General features: G+C 63.5%; 17 protein-coding genes. 11 read left to right on the top strand and 6 right to left on the bottom strand.

Annotation, left to right across the window (positions count from 1 at the left end; translation table 11 throughout):
- Positions 1 to 8 precede the first annotated feature (8 nt).
- Complete coding sequence (locus FQ668_RS17540; protein ID WP_014590648.1) at positions 9 to 920, bottom strand: AraC family transcriptional regulator; 912 nt, start codon at positions 918 to 920, stop codon at positions 9 to 11.
- 102 nt (positions 921 to 1,022) lie between these two features.
- Here FQ668_RS17540 and FQ668_RS17535 point away from each other — a divergent pair, with 102 nt between their 5' ends.
- The 5 genes from FQ668_RS17535 to FQ668_RS17515 all read left to right on the top strand — a co-directional run bounded on the left by FQ668_RS17535 (position 1,023) and on the right by FQ668_RS17515 (position 5,512).
- On the top strand, positions 1,023 to 1,583 hold the full coding sequence (locus tag FQ668_RS17535; protein WP_014590649.1) for a carboxymuconolactone decarboxylase family protein: 561 nt from the start codon (positions 1,023 to 1,025) through the stop codon (positions 1,581 to 1,583).
- Between the two features lie 99 nt (positions 1,584 to 1,682).
- Positions 1,683 to 2,747 carry an acyl-CoA dehydrogenase family protein gene (locus tag FQ668_RS17530; RefSeq protein WP_053867897.1) on the top strand — a complete coding sequence of 355 codons (1,065 nt, stop codon included), beginning with the start codon at positions 1,683 to 1,685 and terminating at the stop codon, positions 2,745 to 2,747.
- Entirely contained in the window at positions 2,744 to 3,565 is an 822-nt protein-coding gene (locus FQ668_RS17525) for an ABC transporter ATP-binding protein (protein ID WP_014590651.1), read from the top strand. The genes FQ668_RS17530 and FQ668_RS17525 overlap by 4 nt, the downstream gene beginning before the upstream one ends.
- The gene (locus tag FQ668_RS17520; RefSeq protein WP_041166950.1) at positions 3,552 to 4,757 is read left to right on the top strand and encodes an ABC transporter substrate-binding protein; all 1,206 of its coding nucleotides are present in this window, start codon (positions 3,552 to 3,554) and stop codon (positions 4,755 to 4,757) included. Before FQ668_RS17525 ends, FQ668_RS17520 begins: the two co-directional genes overlap by 14 nt.
- Positions 4,757 to 5,512, top strand: a complete 756-nt coding sequence (locus FQ668_RS17515; RefSeq protein WP_014590653.1) for an ABC transporter permease — start codon at positions 4,757 to 4,759, stop codon at positions 5,510 to 5,512. The genes FQ668_RS17520 and FQ668_RS17515 overlap by 1 nt, the downstream gene beginning before the upstream one ends.
- A 111-nt stretch (positions 5,513 to 5,623) precedes the next feature.
- Here the strand turns inward: FQ668_RS17515 and FQ668_RS17510 are convergent, their stop codons facing one another.
- Together FQ668_RS17510 and argC are read right to left on the bottom strand one after the other, a co-directional pair.
- Positions 5,624 to 6,310 carry a GNAT family N-acetyltransferase gene (locus tag FQ668_RS17510; protein ID WP_014590654.1) on the bottom strand — a complete coding sequence of 229 codons (687 nt, stop codon included), beginning with the start codon at positions 6,308 to 6,310 and terminating at the stop codon, positions 5,624 to 5,626.
- 80 nt (positions 6,311 to 6,390) lie between these two features.
- Positions 6,391 to 7,332, bottom strand: a complete 942-nt coding sequence (argC, locus tag FQ668_RS17505; protein WP_076402924.1) for an N-acetyl-gamma-glutamyl-phosphate reductase — start codon at positions 7,330 to 7,332, stop codon at positions 6,391 to 6,393.
- Positions 7,333 to 7,488: 156 nt separating this feature from the next.
- Here argC and FQ668_RS17500 point away from each other — a divergent pair, with 156 nt between their 5' ends.
- A complete protein-coding gene (locus tag FQ668_RS17500; protein WP_014590656.1) occupies positions 7,489 to 8,367 on the top strand; it encodes a LysR family transcriptional regulator in 879 nt (292 codons plus the stop codon).
- A 66-nt stretch (positions 8,368 to 8,433) separates the two neighbouring features.
- Here the strand turns inward: FQ668_RS17500 and FQ668_RS17495 are convergent, their stop codons facing one another.
- On the bottom strand, positions 8,434 to 9,084 hold the full coding sequence (locus FQ668_RS17495; RefSeq protein ID WP_014590657.1) for a TIGR04211 family SH3 domain-containing protein: 651 nt from the start codon (positions 9,082 to 9,084) through the stop codon (positions 8,434 to 8,436).
- A 196-nt stretch (positions 9,085 to 9,280) separates the two neighbouring features.
- Between FQ668_RS17495 and FQ668_RS17490 the strand changes: the two genes are divergently transcribed.
- Entirely contained in the window at positions 9,281 to 9,760 is a 480-nt protein-coding gene (locus FQ668_RS17490) for a VOC family protein (protein ID WP_053868211.1), read from the top strand.
- Between the two features lie 80 nt (positions 9,761 to 9,840).
- Here the strand turns inward: FQ668_RS17490 and FQ668_RS17485 are convergent, their stop codons facing one another.
- Positions 9,841 to 11,586, bottom strand: coding sequence for a BCCT family transporter (locus tag FQ668_RS17485; RefSeq protein ID WP_014590659.1), 1,746 nt, complete (start codon positions 11,584 to 11,586; stop codon positions 9,841 to 9,843).
- Positions 11,587 to 11,900: 314 nt separating this feature from the next.
- Between FQ668_RS17485 and FQ668_RS17480 the strand changes: the two genes are divergently transcribed.
- The 4 genes from FQ668_RS17480 (at position 11,901) to FQ668_RS17465 (ending at position 14,114) form a co-directional block, all read left to right on the top strand.
- Entirely contained in the window at positions 11,901 to 12,218 is a 318-nt protein-coding gene (locus FQ668_RS17480; protein ID WP_004577480.1) for a hypothetical protein, read from the top strand.
- An 8-nt stretch (positions 12,219 to 12,226) separates the two neighbouring features.
- The gene (locus tag FQ668_RS17475) at positions 12,227 to 12,427 is read left to right on the top strand and encodes a DUF1289 domain-containing protein (protein ID WP_014590660.1); all 201 of its coding nucleotides are present in this window, start codon (positions 12,227 to 12,229) and stop codon (positions 12,425 to 12,427) included.
- A 49-nt stretch (positions 12,428 to 12,476) separates the two neighbouring features.
- Positions 12,477 to 13,118 (top strand): LysE family translocator, encoded by a 642-nt coding sequence (locus tag FQ668_RS17470; RefSeq protein ID WP_014590661.1) that lies wholly within the window; start codon positions 12,477 to 12,479, stop codon positions 13,116 to 13,118.
- Between the two features lie 207 nt (positions 13,119 to 13,325).
- Positions 13,326 to 14,114: an ABC transporter substrate-binding protein gene (locus tag FQ668_RS17465; RefSeq protein WP_014590662.1), complete on the top strand. Its 789-nt coding sequence runs from the start codon at positions 13,326 to 13,328 to the stop codon at positions 14,112 to 14,114.
- A 68-nt stretch (positions 14,115 to 14,182) separates the two neighbouring features.
- Here the strand turns inward: FQ668_RS17465 and FQ668_RS17460 are convergent, their stop codons facing one another.
- Positions 14,183 to 15,526 carry a cytochrome c gene (locus FQ668_RS17460; RefSeq protein WP_053868209.1) on the bottom strand — a complete coding sequence of 448 codons (1,344 nt, stop codon included), beginning with the start codon at positions 15,524 to 15,526 and terminating at the stop codon, positions 14,183 to 14,185.
- Positions 15,527 to 15,542: the final 16 nt, after the last annotated feature.

Here is a 15,542-nt window from a genome sequence, read left to right as displayed (position 1 = left end):
GACGCCGATCAGCGCCCTTCGTGCTGGCGCCGATAGGCCCCAGGCTGCACCCCCACGGCCTTGGCAAACGCCCGGGTAAACGCCGCCACCGACTGATACCCCACCTGCGCACCCACTTGCTCCACGGTATTACCCGCCCGCAGCAACTGGCTGGCATGGCGCATGCGCAGTGCCAGCAGCACCTGCCCTGGCGATTGCCCCGCCAGTTCGTTGAAGCGCTTGAAAAACGCAGACCGCGATAAGCCGGTGCAGGCGGCCATGCTCTCCAGCGTCCAGGCTTGCCCCGGTTGTTCGATCAACTGCTCCAGCAGCCCGGTAAACGCTGGCTGGCGAGCGAGGGCGACAAGCCCGCCCAGTGACTGCCCGGCAATGACCTGCTGGCGCAGCACGTACAGGAACAACAGGTGCGTCAGGCGCTCCAGCAACGCCTGCGACGGGCCGGCGGCCCGCCGGCATTCTTCCAGAATGAGCTCGAACAGCGCCCGTGCCGCACTGCCGGCGGGGTCTTCGGCGCGCAGCAGGATCCAGTCGGCCAGGCCTTCGACAATCAGTGAAGACAGGCCGGACTGGAAATGGAAGAAGCCGCAAACCAGTCCGACGCCGTCGCTGGCTTCGCTATCCAGCGCCTGCATGGCCTGGCGCGGTTGGGCACAGGCGTCGACCGGGTCCTGATCGCTGGACAAGCGATAGGCAAGGTCGTGCAACAGGAATACGGCATCTCCCTTCTCCAGGCGCACCGGTTGCGGCTGGCCGTCAATGTGCAGCCAGCAATGCCCTTGCACCAACAGGTGGAAGCTGGCGCGGCCCATGCCCTGGGTGCTGGCATGCCAGCCACCGCAATAGCGCCCGACATGAAACAGGCTGGCATCGAGCTCCAGGCCCTCTAATAACCAATCGACAAGGTGGCTGGACGAAATCATCTAATACAAAGACTCAGGAACAAGGAAAGGCGACTGACGAATATGGAGGGTAGTTCTTATAACCAACAGACTGTAGTGACACTCATCAAAGGAGATCACTGCATGTCCGCGCGCATTACTTTACACACGCTGCAGAGCGCCCCGGAAGCGGCACGGCCGTTTCTTGATAATGCCCAGAAGAATTCCGGCTTCATCCCCAACCTGCTCGGCGTGCTGGCCAACGCGCCGGCGGCCCTGGAAACCTACGTGACCGTTTCGGCACTCAATGGCAAGTCCGAGCTTGGCCTGGCCGAGCGTGAAGTGGTGCAACTGATCGCAGCCACCCAGCATGGCTGCGACTTTTGCGTGGCCGGCCATACGGCCGTCGCGCTGAACAAGGCCAAGCTGCCGCAGGATGTGGTCGATGCTCTGCGTGCCCGTGGTGAACTCCCGAACGCTCGCTACGAAACCCTGGCCGCCTTTGCCCGCGAAGTGATCGCCACCCGTGGCAATGTCAGCGAAGCCACCTACCAGGCCTTCCGTGAAGCCGGCTTCAGTGAAGGCAACGCCTTGGAGGTGATTCTGGGTGTAAGCCTCGCAACCCTGTGCAACTTTGCTAATGTTTTCGCCCAGACGCCACTCAACGAAGAGCTTGGCAAATACCGCTGGCAGCCTTCTGCGTAGTCCACCTGTGATAATGGCCATTACCTGGCCGTTGTAGGAGCGGCCTTGTGCCGCGAACGGGCCGCAGAGCGGCCCCGGCGTTATCAAAGGAGCAAGACCATGCAAGAGTGTGCATTTCGACACTGGCTGGATGCCAATGCCGAGGCCATTGATCGGGGCCTGTGCGAACCGCAGCAGGTGCTGGTCCAGATCGCAGAATCGCAGCTGCTGCGCACGGGGGTCGACCCAGCGCTGGGCGGTACGGGCGGGCAGGTGACCGACGCGGTCGAGGCCATCGCCGCCATTGCCAGCCGCTCATTGGCTGCGGCTTTCGTCTGCTGGGGCCAGCGTGCTTTCATCGAATACCTGCTGCACAGCCCCAACCAGCCCCTGCGTGAGCGCCTGCTGCCGCGCCTGTTGACCGGTGAATTGGCCGGTGCCACCGGGCTGTCCAACGCCATGAAGTTCCTGTCCGGTATCGAAGCGCTGCAGGTGCGTGGCCGCCCGACAGCCGATGGCTGGCACCTGGAAGGGCGACTGCACTGGGTGACCAACTTGCGTAAAAGCGGCTTCGTGGTGGCGGCGGCCATCGAGGATGAAGCCGGCGGCGCGCCGTTTGTGCTGGCCATTCCTTCCAACGCTCAAGGCCTTGAGCGTTCTGATGATCTACAACTGATGGGCCTGCAGTCGAGCAACACGGCAGCACTGGCTTTTCACCAGGTGCCGCTGGCGCGCGACTGGCTGCTGCATGAAAATGCACGCGAATTCCTGCCACGGGTACGCCCGGCATTCCTGGCGCTGCAATGTGGCATGGCCATTGGCCTGGCGCGACGAGCGCTTGAAGAGGTTCAGGCGCACCTGCATGGCCGAGCCTCGTTCCTCGACGAAGCCCGTCAGGTGCTTAGCGAACGCCTGGAAAACACCGTCAGCGAACTCAAGCAGGGCTTGCTCGAAGGTCGCTTCCAGCAGCAGCCGGCGGCCTTGTTCAAGCTGCGCATCATCCTGGCTGAAAGTGCTGCCGACGCGGTACAACTGGAATTGCAGGCCAGTGGCGGCAAGGCTTACCTCAGCGAATACGGCGAAGGGTTTGCCCGCCGCTGGCGGGAGTCGGCCTTCGTGCCGATCGTCACGCCCAGCCTGGTGCAATTGCGCGCCGAACTGCAACGCCAGGCGGGCGTTGCATGAGCGCGGTGTTGCTGGAGGCCCGTGACATTCGCTTGGGCTACCCGCGTGAGGGTGGTTGGCAGCAGGTGCTGGCGCAGTTCGACCTGCAGCTGGCGCCAGGTGAAGTCGTGAGCATCCTTGGCCCCAGTGGTGTGGGCAAGTCCAGCCTGCTGCGGGTGCTGGCAGGCCTGCAGCAGCCTGGCGGTGGTAGCGTGAGCTTGCACGGCCAGCCGCTGCAGGGGCCGCACCCGCGTCTGGCGGTGGCCTTTCAGGACCCAAGCCTGCTGCCATGGCTGAGCCTGGAGAAAAACGTCGCCTTCGGCCTGGACTTCGCCCGTCAGCCCAAGCTGGCGGATGCCGAACGCCGTGCACGCATCGACCATGCGATTGCGGCTGTGGGCCTGGCCCACGCGCGTGGCCAGTACCCGGCGCAGTTGTCTGGCGGCATGGCCCAGCGCACCGCGCTGGCCCGCTGCCTGGCACGCCAGCCCGAAGTCTTGCTGCTGGATGAACCCTTCGGTGCGTTGGATGAGGTGACCCGCGCCGACATGCAGCAACTGCTGCTGCAACTGATCGCCACGCACAAGACCGCGGCCGTGCTGATCACTCACGATATCGACGAAGCCCTGCTGCTGTCAGACCGGGTTCTGCTACTGGGCAACCACCCAGCGCACATCCTCGGCCAGTGGCACATCGACCTGCCGCAACCACGGACGCAGCGGGTCGAAGAACTGGGTGCCTTGCGTATCGAAATCCTCAAAACCCTTCGGCGGGCAAGCCGCACAGTCGAACCTACCCCAACCTCGTTGCCCTCGGAGGCTGTCCATGTGCATGGATGACTGCTGTTCTTCTTCTTCGCGTCGTGACTTCCTCAAGCTCGGCGCCATGCTCACTGCTGCCGGTGCATTGCCGTTGCTGTCGAGCTTGCAGGCGCGTGCCGCTGCCGAGCCGGACGCGCCGGTGCGCATCGGCTACCTGCCGATCACCGATGCCACGCCGCTGCTGGTGGCACATAACAACGGCCTGTTCGAGGCCGAAGGCATCAAGGCCGAGCGCCCGGTGCTGCTGCGCAGCTGGGCGCAGGTGATCGAGGCATTCATTTCCGGCCAGGTCAATGTCATCCACCTGCTTTCGCCGATGACGGTATGGGCGCGCTATGGCAGCAAGGTGCCAGCCAAGGTGGTGGCCTGGAACCACGTGGGCGGTTCGGGCCTGACTGTTGCGCCGGATATATCCGACGTGAAACAGCTTGGTGGCAAGACAGTGGCCATTCCGTTCTGGTACTCGATCCACAATGTGGTACTGCAACAGTTGCTCAACGACAACGGCCTGACGCCCGTGTCGAAGCCGGCCAATGCGCAACTGGCCGCCAACGAAGTCAACCTGCTGGTGCTGCCACCGTCCGACATGCCACCCGCTCTGGCCAGCAAGCGTATTGCCGGCTACATCGTGGCCGAGCCGTTCAACGCACTGGCCGAGAACCTCAAGGTCGGCCGCGTGCAGCGCTTTACCGGCGATGTATGGCGCAACCATGCGTGCTGCGTGGTGTTCATGCACGAGCATGACCTGAACAACCGCCCGGTGTGGTCGCAGAAAGTGGTCAACGCCATCGTCAAGGCCCAGCAATGGACCCGTGACCATCGCACCGAAGCCGCCGCACTGCTGTCCAGGGCGGGCCCCAACAAGTACACCCCGCACGAGCCTGCGGTGCTGACCAAGGTCCTGGCGCCCGCCGCCGAAGACCGTGCTGGCTACATTGCCAGTGGCGCCATTCGCCATCAGCAGTGGGACGAAAAGCGCATCGACTTCCAGCCATACCCGTTCCCGAGTTACACCGAAGAGCTGGTCAAGCGCCTGAAAACCACCCTGATCGAAGGCGACAATGCGTTCCTTGCCGGGCTGGATCCGGCGTATGCCGCCCGCGACCTGGTCGACGATCGCTTCGTGCGTAGCGCCATCGCGACAGTGGGTGGCCCGTCGGTGTTCGGCATTGCCGACAACTTCGAGCGTAGTGAGGAGTTTGCGGTCTGATGCGCACCCATGTCGTACATGCCGGCCTTGGGCTGGTCGGGTTGCTGGCCTTGTTGCTGTTATGGTGGGCCGGTGTGGCAATGTTCGGCCAGGCCGACGGCCTGTCGGCGCGCTTTTCGCCGGCGGCAACCCTGGCCAGCCTGGTCGAGCTGCTGGGGCAGGGCGAGGTCTATGGGCATATCTGGGTCAGCCTCAAGCGCATCCTGGTCGGGCTGCTGCTGGCGCTGCTGATGGGTGTGCCGCTGGGCTTGCTGGTAGGCAGCTACCGGCACCTGGAGGCGGCGACCACGCCAGCATTCCAGTTTCTGCGCATGATATCGCCATTGTCGTGGATGCCTGTGGTGGTGATGCTGATGGGCGTGGGTGACCAGCCAATCTACTTCCTGCTGGCGTTTGCCGCGTTGTGGCCGATCTTGCTGAATACGGCGGCAGGGGTGCGTCAACTGGACCCGCGCTGGCTGCAACTTAGCCGCAGCTTGAGTGCAACGCGCTGGGAAACCTTGTGCAAGGTGATTGTGCCGGGGGTGATCGGTCACGTGCTGACGGGGGTGCGCCTGGCCATCGGTATTCTGTGGATTGTGCTGGTGCCGTGCGAAATGCTTGGGGTGAGTGCGGGGCTTGGGTATTTCATTCTTGATACCCGCGACCGGCTGGCGTATTCCGAACTGATGGCCATGGTGCTGCTGATTGGCGTGCTGGGGTTTGTGCTGGATGCCCTGGCGCGTGGGCTGCATCGGCGCTGGGTGCATGGCTGAAAGGCCAATGGGGCTTCTTCGCGGGCTCGCCCGCTCCCACAGGTGCATCACCGGCCTTGGGCCTTACGGTATTCCTGTGGGAGCGGGCAAGCCCGCGAACAGGCCATCGGATCAATGCACGGTCTTGCGCTGGCGCACACATTCCTGGGCCTGAGCGGTCAGCTCATCCAGCCGCTCATCGCGCATCTGCTCCGCTTCGATCATTGCATCCTCACCCTGCTGGTTAAGGAGATAGGTGTGAATCTGCAGCACTTCAGCCGTCTGATAAATCGGCGCAATGTCCAGACGCCCGATCAGCGCATCACTGGGGTGGCCGGTACTGCTCATCAGCACCTGCGGGCCGTTGGCGGCCACCACTTGCATGCCCATCGCCTCGAACCACGGCACCTGGTTGGCAAAGGCGTTCAGCTCTACGCAGGCATGGCGTGAGCGCAGGTCGCCCAGCAGAGCACGGGCGATGCCCTGGCGGCGATGGCTGGCGCACACGGCCAGAAAGGCCAATGCACAGGCCTGCCCATCGTCCTGGGCTGGCAGCGACAGCGCAAAGCCCAGCAACTGGTCCGGTGCTTCGGCATCCAGCGCCAGGGTAAGCGCCACGGCCAGACCGCGGGTGCCGTCCAGCGCTTGCAGGTACTGGTGGACTTCCATGCCAACGCCGTACTGGTACAGCGGGTACAGCGGGTTGTCGACGGCGATGGCGACACTGCTCAATTCGCCGACATTGTGAATGACCAGCTCGCGGATCTGGTTCTGGAAAGATTCGGGCGGCACGCTGTCGAGGCGGCTCAGGATGAACATCTGGGGGCGGGCTCCGGCGAATGAGAATACAACCTGCGCCGTGTTGGCGCAGGTTGTACAGTCTAACCGGTTTTGCCGTATCAGCCGTGTGCCTGTAAGGCACCGAGCATCAGGTCGAGGTTTTGCACGGCAGCACCAGAGGCACCTTTGCCCAGGTTGTCGAACACTGCGGTGAGCAGTACCTGGCCATGCTCGGGGTTGGCGTACAGCGCCAGGCGCAGGTCATTGCTGCCGTTCAATGCCTCGGGGTCGAGGTTTGCCGCAGCGCGGCCCTGATGCAGAGGCATCACCTGAACATGGCGGGCACCCTGGTAATGCTGTTCCAGGCAGCCTTGCAGCTGCTCGGCGCTGACCTGTCCAGGCAGCAGGCGAAGCTGCAGCGGAATGCTCAGCACGATGCCTTGGCGGTAGGCGCCATAGCCGGGCATGAACATCGGCCGCGCCGACAACCCCGCGTGCTGCTGGATCTCCGGTACGTGCTTGTGCGCCAGCTCCAGGCCATACAGCTGTAGCGCAGGCGCTTTGGCGGCGCCGGGCTGTTCGTGCCGCTCGACCGCCGCGCGACCACCGCCGGAGTAGCCAGACACGGCGTAAATGTTCAGGGGGTAGTCTGCAGGCAGCAAGCCAGCCTTGACCAGTGGGTGCAGCAGCGCGATGGCGCCGGTGGGATAGCAGCCGGGATTGCTGACACGCTTGCTTTGCGCGATGCGCTCGGCTTGCTGTTCGTCAAGCTCCGGCAGGCCATACACCCAGCCTGGTGTGGTGCGGTGCGCCGAGCTGGCGTCGATCACCCGCACCCGTGGGTTGTGGATTGCGGCCACGGCCTCGCGGGCGGCGTCGTCGGGCAGGCACAGCAGGGCGATGTCGGCGCTGTTGATCGCTTCGCAGCGGCGTTGCGGGTCCTTGCGCTCGGCCTCGGGGAGGGTCAGCAGGCGAAGATCGCTACGGCCCTGCAGGCGGGCATGGATCTGCAGGCCTGTGGTGCCTTGGTCGCCGTCGATGAAAACAACAGGGGTGTGCATGCTCGGGGTCCGGTTGGGGAAAGATAGCCTATGCTCGCCCGTAGCGTTGGTAATGAAAATTTGAATATGATGATCGATACATTCAGGTTTTCTGAATGAGTTTTGAAACGCGTGGTGAACCTGTGGGTTTACTCGCAAAAGGGCCGGCTCTGAACAATGCGCGAAATCAGCCTCGACCGCCTCCGCACATTGGTGGTCATCACCGACCTGGGCTCCTTTGCCGAGGCCGCCCGCCAGCTTAACCTGGCGCCGCCCACCATCAGCTTGCACGTGGCCGAGTTGGAGGCGCGTATCGGCGCCCCGTTGCTCACCCGCACCCGCGGCCAGGTGCGGCCTACCGTCATCGGTGAAACACTGCTGGGACGTGCCCGGCGCCTGCTGGCGGACGCTGACCTGGCGCTGGACGAAGTACGCCGGCAGGTCGCAGGGTTGACCGGGCGTGTGCGCCTGGGCGCCTCCACCGGTGCCATCGCCCATTTGCTGCCACAGGCGCTGGCACGCCTGCGTGTGGAGCACCCGGGGATCGATGTGCAGGTCCAGGTGCTGACCTCCCAGGCGTCGCTCGCGCGCTTGCGTGAGGGCACACTGGATATCGGCCTTGTGGCCTTGCCGCAGGTGGCCGGCAAAGGGCTGACGGTCACCCCCTGGCGGCGCGACCCGATCCTGGCGTATGTGCCGGCCGACTGGCAGCCACCGGCCAGGATCACCCCGGCGTGGCTGGCGCAACGGGCGTTGATCCTGAACGACAGCACCACCCAGCTGTCGCGGGTTACCGGCGAGTGGTTTGCAGCGGCGGGGTTGTACCCCGAACCGCGGATCGAGCTGAACTACAACGATGCGATCAAGAGCCTGGTCGGCGCCGGGTACGGGGCGACATTGTTGCCGCAGGAGGGGGAGGCGACCGAACTGGACCGGCGCATTGCCCGCCGACCGCTGCGGCCGGGGTTGTGGCGGCAGTTGGGTATTGCGTGTCGGGAAGGGCAGGTGGAGCGGGCCACGGGGTATGTGCTGGAGGCGCTGGAACGGTTGCGGTAGGGGCGGTTCCGCTGCGGCAAGACCTGTGGCAGGCCTACACGTTCCAGCCCCGACGCCTTGCCGAACTCAGAACCAGCGATCGTTCTTCTTGCGCCCACGGGTCAGTGCCGGCAGGATCAGCCCCGCCAGCAAGCCTGCACCGGCAATGCTGCCGCCATACACCATGTAGCGCATCATCACCTGCTTGTTCTCATCCCCCAGGCGGGCCTGGGTATCGCGCAGGTCCGACTGGCTCTGATCGAGCTGCTCGTTCAGTGCCTTGTTGCGCGCCTCCAGCTCGTCAATCAGCTGCTTGCGCGAATCAAGCGTTTCCTGCATGCCCTGTACGCGGTTCTTCCAGCTGTCGTCGATGGTCTTCAACTGCCCGGTCAGTTCGGCGACCTGGGCATCGAGCAATGGCAGGCGCTCGTTCTGCCCGGGTACTGTCTGCAGGTCGTTGCTGAGGATCCACACCACATCGCCGTTCTGCCCGCGCACCTGGCTGTAGTTGCCTTGGCTGCCGAGCAGGGTCAGCTTCTGCCCGGACTTGAGCGTGCCGACAATGCGGTGCCCGTCGGTCGGGCCGCTGCGCACGTAGGTGCTCAGGCTGTCACTGACCCAGCGTGCATCGCTGGCAGGCTCTTCGGCGTGCACGGGTGCGACAAGACTCACCAAGGCGGCAATCAGGCCGATGCGCAGGGCAGGGAGGGCGGAAGGATTGGGGCGGGAATCGGGCATGTTGGGTCTTCACTGAAACAGGACAAAAAGTAGGCCCGGTGACTGGGCCGATGAACCGGTCGGTGAGTTGACCGTCAGCGAAAGACCGTTTTTTTGTCGGCAGGTTCACTACCTGATGTCGGAAATGTCTGCAGAACCGGTACGCCGGGGCTATGGGGCTAGACTCAAGGCTCACCTTCGATCTTGGAGCAAGACCATGACTGCCAAGAATACCATCTGCCTGTGGTACGACCACGATGCCGAAGAGGCGGCGAACTTCTATGCCCGAACTTTCCCCGATAGCCGGGTGGTCGCTGTGCACCAGGCACCCGCCGATTACCCTTCAGGCAAGCAGGGCGATGTGATCACCGTGGAATTCACGGTAATAGGTATCCCTTGCGTGGGGCTCAATGGTGGCTCGGCCTTCAAGCACTGTGAGGCATTTTCGTTCCAGGTCAGTACCGCGGACCAGGCAGAGACCGACCGCTTGTGGGATGCCATTGTCGGCAACGACGGCGAGGCCAGCGTTTGCGGCTGGTGCAAGGACAAATGGGGGATTTCGTGGCAGATCACTCCACGCATCCTCATCGAAGCCATCGGCCACCCCGACCGTGCGGCGGCCAAGCGTGCGTTCGAGGCCATGATGCAGATGGGCAAGATTGATGTGGCCAAGATAGCGGCGGCGTTGAAAGGTTGAAGCGGGTCTGTGTTTCAGCAGGCGCGGTCTCGCATCGCGAACGGGCTGCGTGGCAGCCCGTGGTTTTCGGGTTGTCGCCGTCAGTTGCTGGTTACTTCGGCCTCTGCCGCTGTCTTGGCCGACGCCTTCTTCTCCTGCACCACAATGTAGAACTCCTCCCCATGCTTCACCGCGCCATACAGTACGGCCTTCTCGATCAGCTCGTTGCCGCGCAGGTGGCGCAGCATCATCGGGTCCTTGCGCAGGTCGCGGTACAGCGCCAGGCATAGCAGCACCATCACCACCACGAATGGCAAGGCCACGACGATGGTCAGGTTCTGCAACCCGGTCAGCGCTTCGCCAGGGTTACCTGGGTCGCCGATCGCCAGCATGATGGCCGCCACCGTACCGGTCAGCGTCCCCCAGAAAATCACTGTGCGTCGCGATGGAGCGGTGGTGCCGTGTTCCGACAGCGTGCCCATCACCAGCGAGGCGGCGTCGGCACCCGAAACAAAAAAGATGCCCACCAGGATCATCACCAGCACCGAGGTTGCCGAGGCCAGCGGGTAGCTGTCCAGCAACTGGTACAGTGCGTGGTTGCTGTTGACCGCACCGTTGGCCAGCTGGAAGGCGCCCTCGCGCACGGCCTCGATGGCGGCGCCACCGAAGATGGTGAACCACACCAGGCTGACCAGGCTTGGCACCAACAGCACCCCGGTAACGAACTGGCGAATGGTGCGACCGCGGCTGATGCGGGCGATGAACATGCCCACGAAAGGCGTCCAGGAGATCCACCAGGCCCAGTAGAACACGGTCCAGCCGGCCAGCCAGCTGTTCATCTGCTCGCCGCCGCTGGCGTTGGTGCGGGCCATCATTTCCGGCAGCATCTTGATGTAGATGCCGAGCGAGGTCGGCAACAGATTGAGCATCAGCAGCGTCGGCCCGACCATGAACACGAACACCGCCAGCACCAGTGCCAGCACCATGTTGGTGTTGGACAGCCACTGGATACCCTTGCCGATGCCTGACACCGCCGAGGTCACGAAGGCAATGGTCAGCAGGGTGATGATCGAGATGTAGAACAGTTTACCGGGGCTTTCGATCCAGCCGTTGTATTCCAGGCCGCCGGCAATCTGCAGCGCCCCAAGGCCCAGCGAGGCGGCCGAGCCGAACAGCGTGGCGAAGATCGCCATCATGTCGATAAGGCGGCCGAGGGGGCCGTTTGCGTGCTTGCCGATCAACGGCCGGAAGGCGGCGGAAATCAGCTGCGAGCGGCCACGGCGGAAGGTGCCGTAGGCAATTACCAGGCCGACGATGGCGTACATGGCCCAAGGGTGCAGGGTCCAGTGGAACAAGGTGGTGGCCATCGCCACCTGCATCGCTTCGCTGGTCTGCCCGCTGGCCGAGCCGGGCGGCGGCGATATGTAGTGCGACAGCGGCTCGGCCACGCCGAAGAACATCAGGCCGATGCCCATGCCGGCGCTGAACATCATCGCTACCCAGGACACCGTGCGGAACTCTGGCTGTTCGCCATCGCGGCCCAGCGGCACCCGCCCGTAACGGCTGGCGGCCAGCCACAGCACGAACACCACGAAGAGGGAGGAGGTGAGCACGAAGAACCAGCCGAAATTGAGAATGACCCAGGATTGCGCGCTGGAGGCGCTGCTGGCCAGGCTGGCCTGGTTGAGGAAGCCCCAGAGCACGAAGGCGATGGTCAGGAGGCTGGTGAAACCAAAGACGATCCAGTCAAGCTTGCCCTCGAAATGCCGATCCTGGCGGGCTTCTGCGGTTTTCGAGGGGTCTGTGACGCCAAGATCGAGTGTTTCGGGGATGTGTTCCTTTGCCATGTATGATGAGGCCCCATTTGTGTATTGCCTGAACGCGCAGGCTTGTTGTGTGGGCTGCCGAGCGCGATGACGGCCTCGGCGGGGTGGATTGCTGGCGGGATTATCCTGCGCAGCAGATAACGGCTCATGTCCCCATAACGCCATGGGGCGTCCATTGCGCGACTTGGCAAATACTTTTAGTTCTGGGGGCAATGGCCCTTTCTGTCTCGGCTTCTGGTACCCTGATAGGCATAACCCGGGACCGCACATACGAGCATCGTAGAAGCGCTGCTGCTTGCGGGCCTGGCCGCACCAGGAAACGGAGATTCGTCATAATGGCCACTGACCGTGTGAGCCTGATTCATTTCGATAAATTGAGCATGAGCCCTGCCGCTGCCGATCGGTTCCAGAAAGCCCTCGACGCGCTGGAAGCGCTCAAGCTGCAGGACCGTTACGTGTATCTCATCGCTCCTTATCTGGGTGATATCGCTGACGCCTCCGACGCCGAGCAACTGGCAACAGCCCTGGAGCAGGGCTTGCGCGTGGTCGAAGAGTTGCTGGTGGCCAGGTCGGTAACCAAGGTCAAGGCCGAGGAAGTGCGCCAGGTCTTCCACAGTGCTGGCGAACGTGCGCGGGCAGAACTGCCTGGCTGAGTAGTGGCATGGCCAAAGACATCGACAACCCCTGCGTCTCGTTATGCCAGCTCAACAGCGAACTGTGCGTGAGCTGCGGCCGTACCCGTGACGAAATCCGCAAGTGGCGGGGCATGAAGAGGCCCGAGAAAATGGCCACTGTGCAGCGTGCGGCGACGCGAATGAAGGCTATCGCCAAAAAGGTGGCCAAGCGGCAGAATGCCGGCTGAACCTGCGTGCAATTGACGCAGCCTTTCCTGACTGTCTGACGAGCCTGAAATGGATTCTCACTCGCTGTTCGCGTTTACCCTGGTCGCCGCCATCGCGATCGCCAGCCCCGGCCCTGCCACCTTGATGGCTATCAACAACAGCCTTGCTCATGGCCAGCGCAGTGCGATCTGGTCGTCGCTGGGCAATGGCACGGGTCTGTTCTGTCTGTCGGCAGCGGCCATGCTGGGGCTAGGCGCACTGCTGGCCAGTTCTGAGATACTGTTCAACGCCGTGAAGATCCTGGGGGCGGGCTATCTGTTCTACCTGGGTGCGCGACAACTGCTGAAGAAGAGCCCGATGCTGGAGCAGGGTGCCGCAGAGTGTGCGGCCAAGGTGCGGCCTACGCCGCTGAAACTGTTCAAATCGGCTTTTCTGACTGCAGTGACCAACCCGAAGGCGACCATGTTCTTTACAGCACTGTTCCCGCAGTTCATCGACCAAGGGGCTGCGCTATTGCCGCAGTTCCTGACCTTGACCGGGATCTTCGTGGCCTTGTCACTCACTTCACTGAGCGCGTATGCCGCCCTGGCTGCGCGGGCCAAGGGGGTGCTGACCCGGCCATCGCTGTCGCGCTGGGTGAACCGGGTGGTGGGCACCACCTTTATCGGTTTTGGCGCGGCGATCCTGGCGATGCGACGGCAGGGTGCCTGAAAAGCCCAGTTTGTCGCCGGCCGTGCAGGCGCTCACTGTCTGTCCTTCGGCAGATTTATCAACGGGACGATGAAAGGCTCGTCTGCGGGTTGCTGATGGTCCAGACTGTCTACAGCGCGCAGATGATAGCTGCAGGTGACCACGGCAGGTGGCAGCCTTTGGCCACTACGCCGGATCGCCGGGTGTTTCATGTGCCGAGGGTCGTAGATGATCGAGCGTTGCTTTCGCCACGTCTTGCTCCTGATGTGCCTGTCACTGCTGCCCCTGGCTGCCACAGCGGATGATGGATGCCTACAGTTGACCGCCACAGGCAACCCGGAATACCCCCCGTACCTGTGGCGCGACCCGCTGAACCCTCAACGACTGATCGGTGCCAATGCCGACCTGCTCAAATACCTGGGCAAGCAGTTGGGGATGGACATAGAGGTGGTTTACGCCGGGCCGTGGTCGCGAGCCCAGGAAGAAGTGCGCACCGGGCGGATCGACTTGATGGCCGGGTATTTCCTGACCGAAGCGCGCCGACAGCATGTGGACTTCATCGCCCCGCCGTTTTTGCGCACACCCAGCGTCATCTGGGTGCGCCAGGACAATGCCTTTGCCTACCAGCAATGGGCCGACCTCAAAGGCCGCAAGGGTGGCACTCTGGTCAACAACAGCCACGGCCAACAGTTCGATGAATACGCTCAGGCCAATCTCACCCTCGAGGCGGTGCCCACTGCCAGGCAGGCGTTCGAAAAGCTGATGCACAAGCGCAGCGATTACGTGGTGTACGAGCAGTATCCTGGCATGGCGCTGGCGCGCACATTGGGCATCGCTGCCGCTGTGCAGGTATTGCAGCCACCGGTTTCCAGCGAAGGGTTGTACCTGGCAATCTCACAAGAGTCGCCTTGCAACCGGCCACTGCTGCGTGAGGCGCTGGCGCGGGAGATGGCGAAGATCGTTGGCGGGGCCTTGCCCGAGCAGTGGTTGAAACAGAATCTGGAGCGGTGGCAGTGACAGAGTGGCTCATGCGCTGCGCGGTTTTTGTGGGCGCAGCCTCGCGTCGGTACATGTGCCACTCCAATTCAACGCATATGCAAGATGATGGGGCTGCTGCTGGCCGGGTCGGTATGCCCACGCAGCTTGCCTACCGCCTGCGCATCCACCGCCCCTCCTTGGTTGCCCCAGGCCGTACGCACAAAGCTGAGCACGTCGGCAATCTCCTGATCACTCAACTGTTCGCGCAAAGCCGGCATGCGATAGGCATCCGGCACCCCTGCAGCCACCACTCGCTGCGAACCATTGAGCGTGATATTGATTGCCGAGGCGTCCTCCTTGGCCAGTGCCGAGGTCGCCCCGGCCAAGGGCGGCATCCATTCGGCCTGGCCCTTGCCGTCCAGGCCGTGGCATGACGCACAGCGTGTCACGTAGGTGCGCGCTCCTGGGCTGTCCAGCCGTGTCGCTAGCGATTCGGCCTGGTATTGCCATGGTGCGCCGTCACGTTGAGGGTCGCCGGGCAGCGACTTCAGGTAGTGGGCGATGGCAGCCAGGTCGTCGTCACGCATGAATTGCGTGGAGTTGTTGAACGCCTCGGTCATCGAACCATATACCACTGCATGCCGGTTGCGTCCGGTCTTCAGAAACTGCGCGATCTCTGCCTCGCTCCAGCGCCCCAGCCCGGTGTTGTGGTCGGCGCGCAGACTGGGTGCATACCAGCCGTCGAGCAGTGCGCCGGACAGGAACGGCTTGCCGCTGTCATCCAGCGCCTTTTCATTGAAGGCCAGGCCACGTGGCGTATGGCAACTGCCGCAGTGTCCGGGGCCCTGGACGATATAGGCGCCACGGTTCCACTGTGCATCCTCCCCGGCCTTGTCGGTGTAAGGCGTGGTGGCGGCGAACAGGCCGTTCCACAAGGCGATGGGCCAGCGCAGGTTCAGCGGCCAGGGGATGTCGCTGGCCAGGTTGGCCTGCCGCGCCGGTTGCACGCCGTGCATGAAGAACGCATACAGCGCCTTGACATCATCATCGCTGAGCTTCGCGTAGGACGGGTAAGGCATGGCCGGGTACAGCCGTCGGCCACCAGGCGCGACACCCTGGCGCACGGCGCGGTCGAAGTCGGCCAGGGTGTAGTTACCGATGCCGCTGTCGCGGTCGGGGGTGATGTTGGTGGCGTGGATCGCCCCCAGCGGGGTGGCCATTTCCAACCCGCCGGCGAACGGTTTGCCATCCGGCAGGCTATGGCAGGCCACGCAATCACTGAGCCGGGCTACGTATTCGCCGCGGCTGACCAGCGCCGGGTCGGCAGCAGTGGCCTGTGCGTCGGCAAACGGCGATGCGGGTTCACGGGTGACATACCAGGCCAGCAGGCCCGCCGCGACCAGGCACGGCAGCGCCAGCCAGCCAGCGGTTCTTGCGAAACGATGGGTCATGAGGCGTCCCTTGTGC

This window comes from Pseudomonas sp. Kh14 (assembly GCF_900291005.1).
GTDB lineage: Bacteria > Pseudomonadota > Gammaproteobacteria > Pseudomonadales > Pseudomonadaceae > Aquipseudomonas > Aquipseudomonas alloputida.
This window is presented reverse-complemented; position numbering and strand designations above follow the sequence as displayed.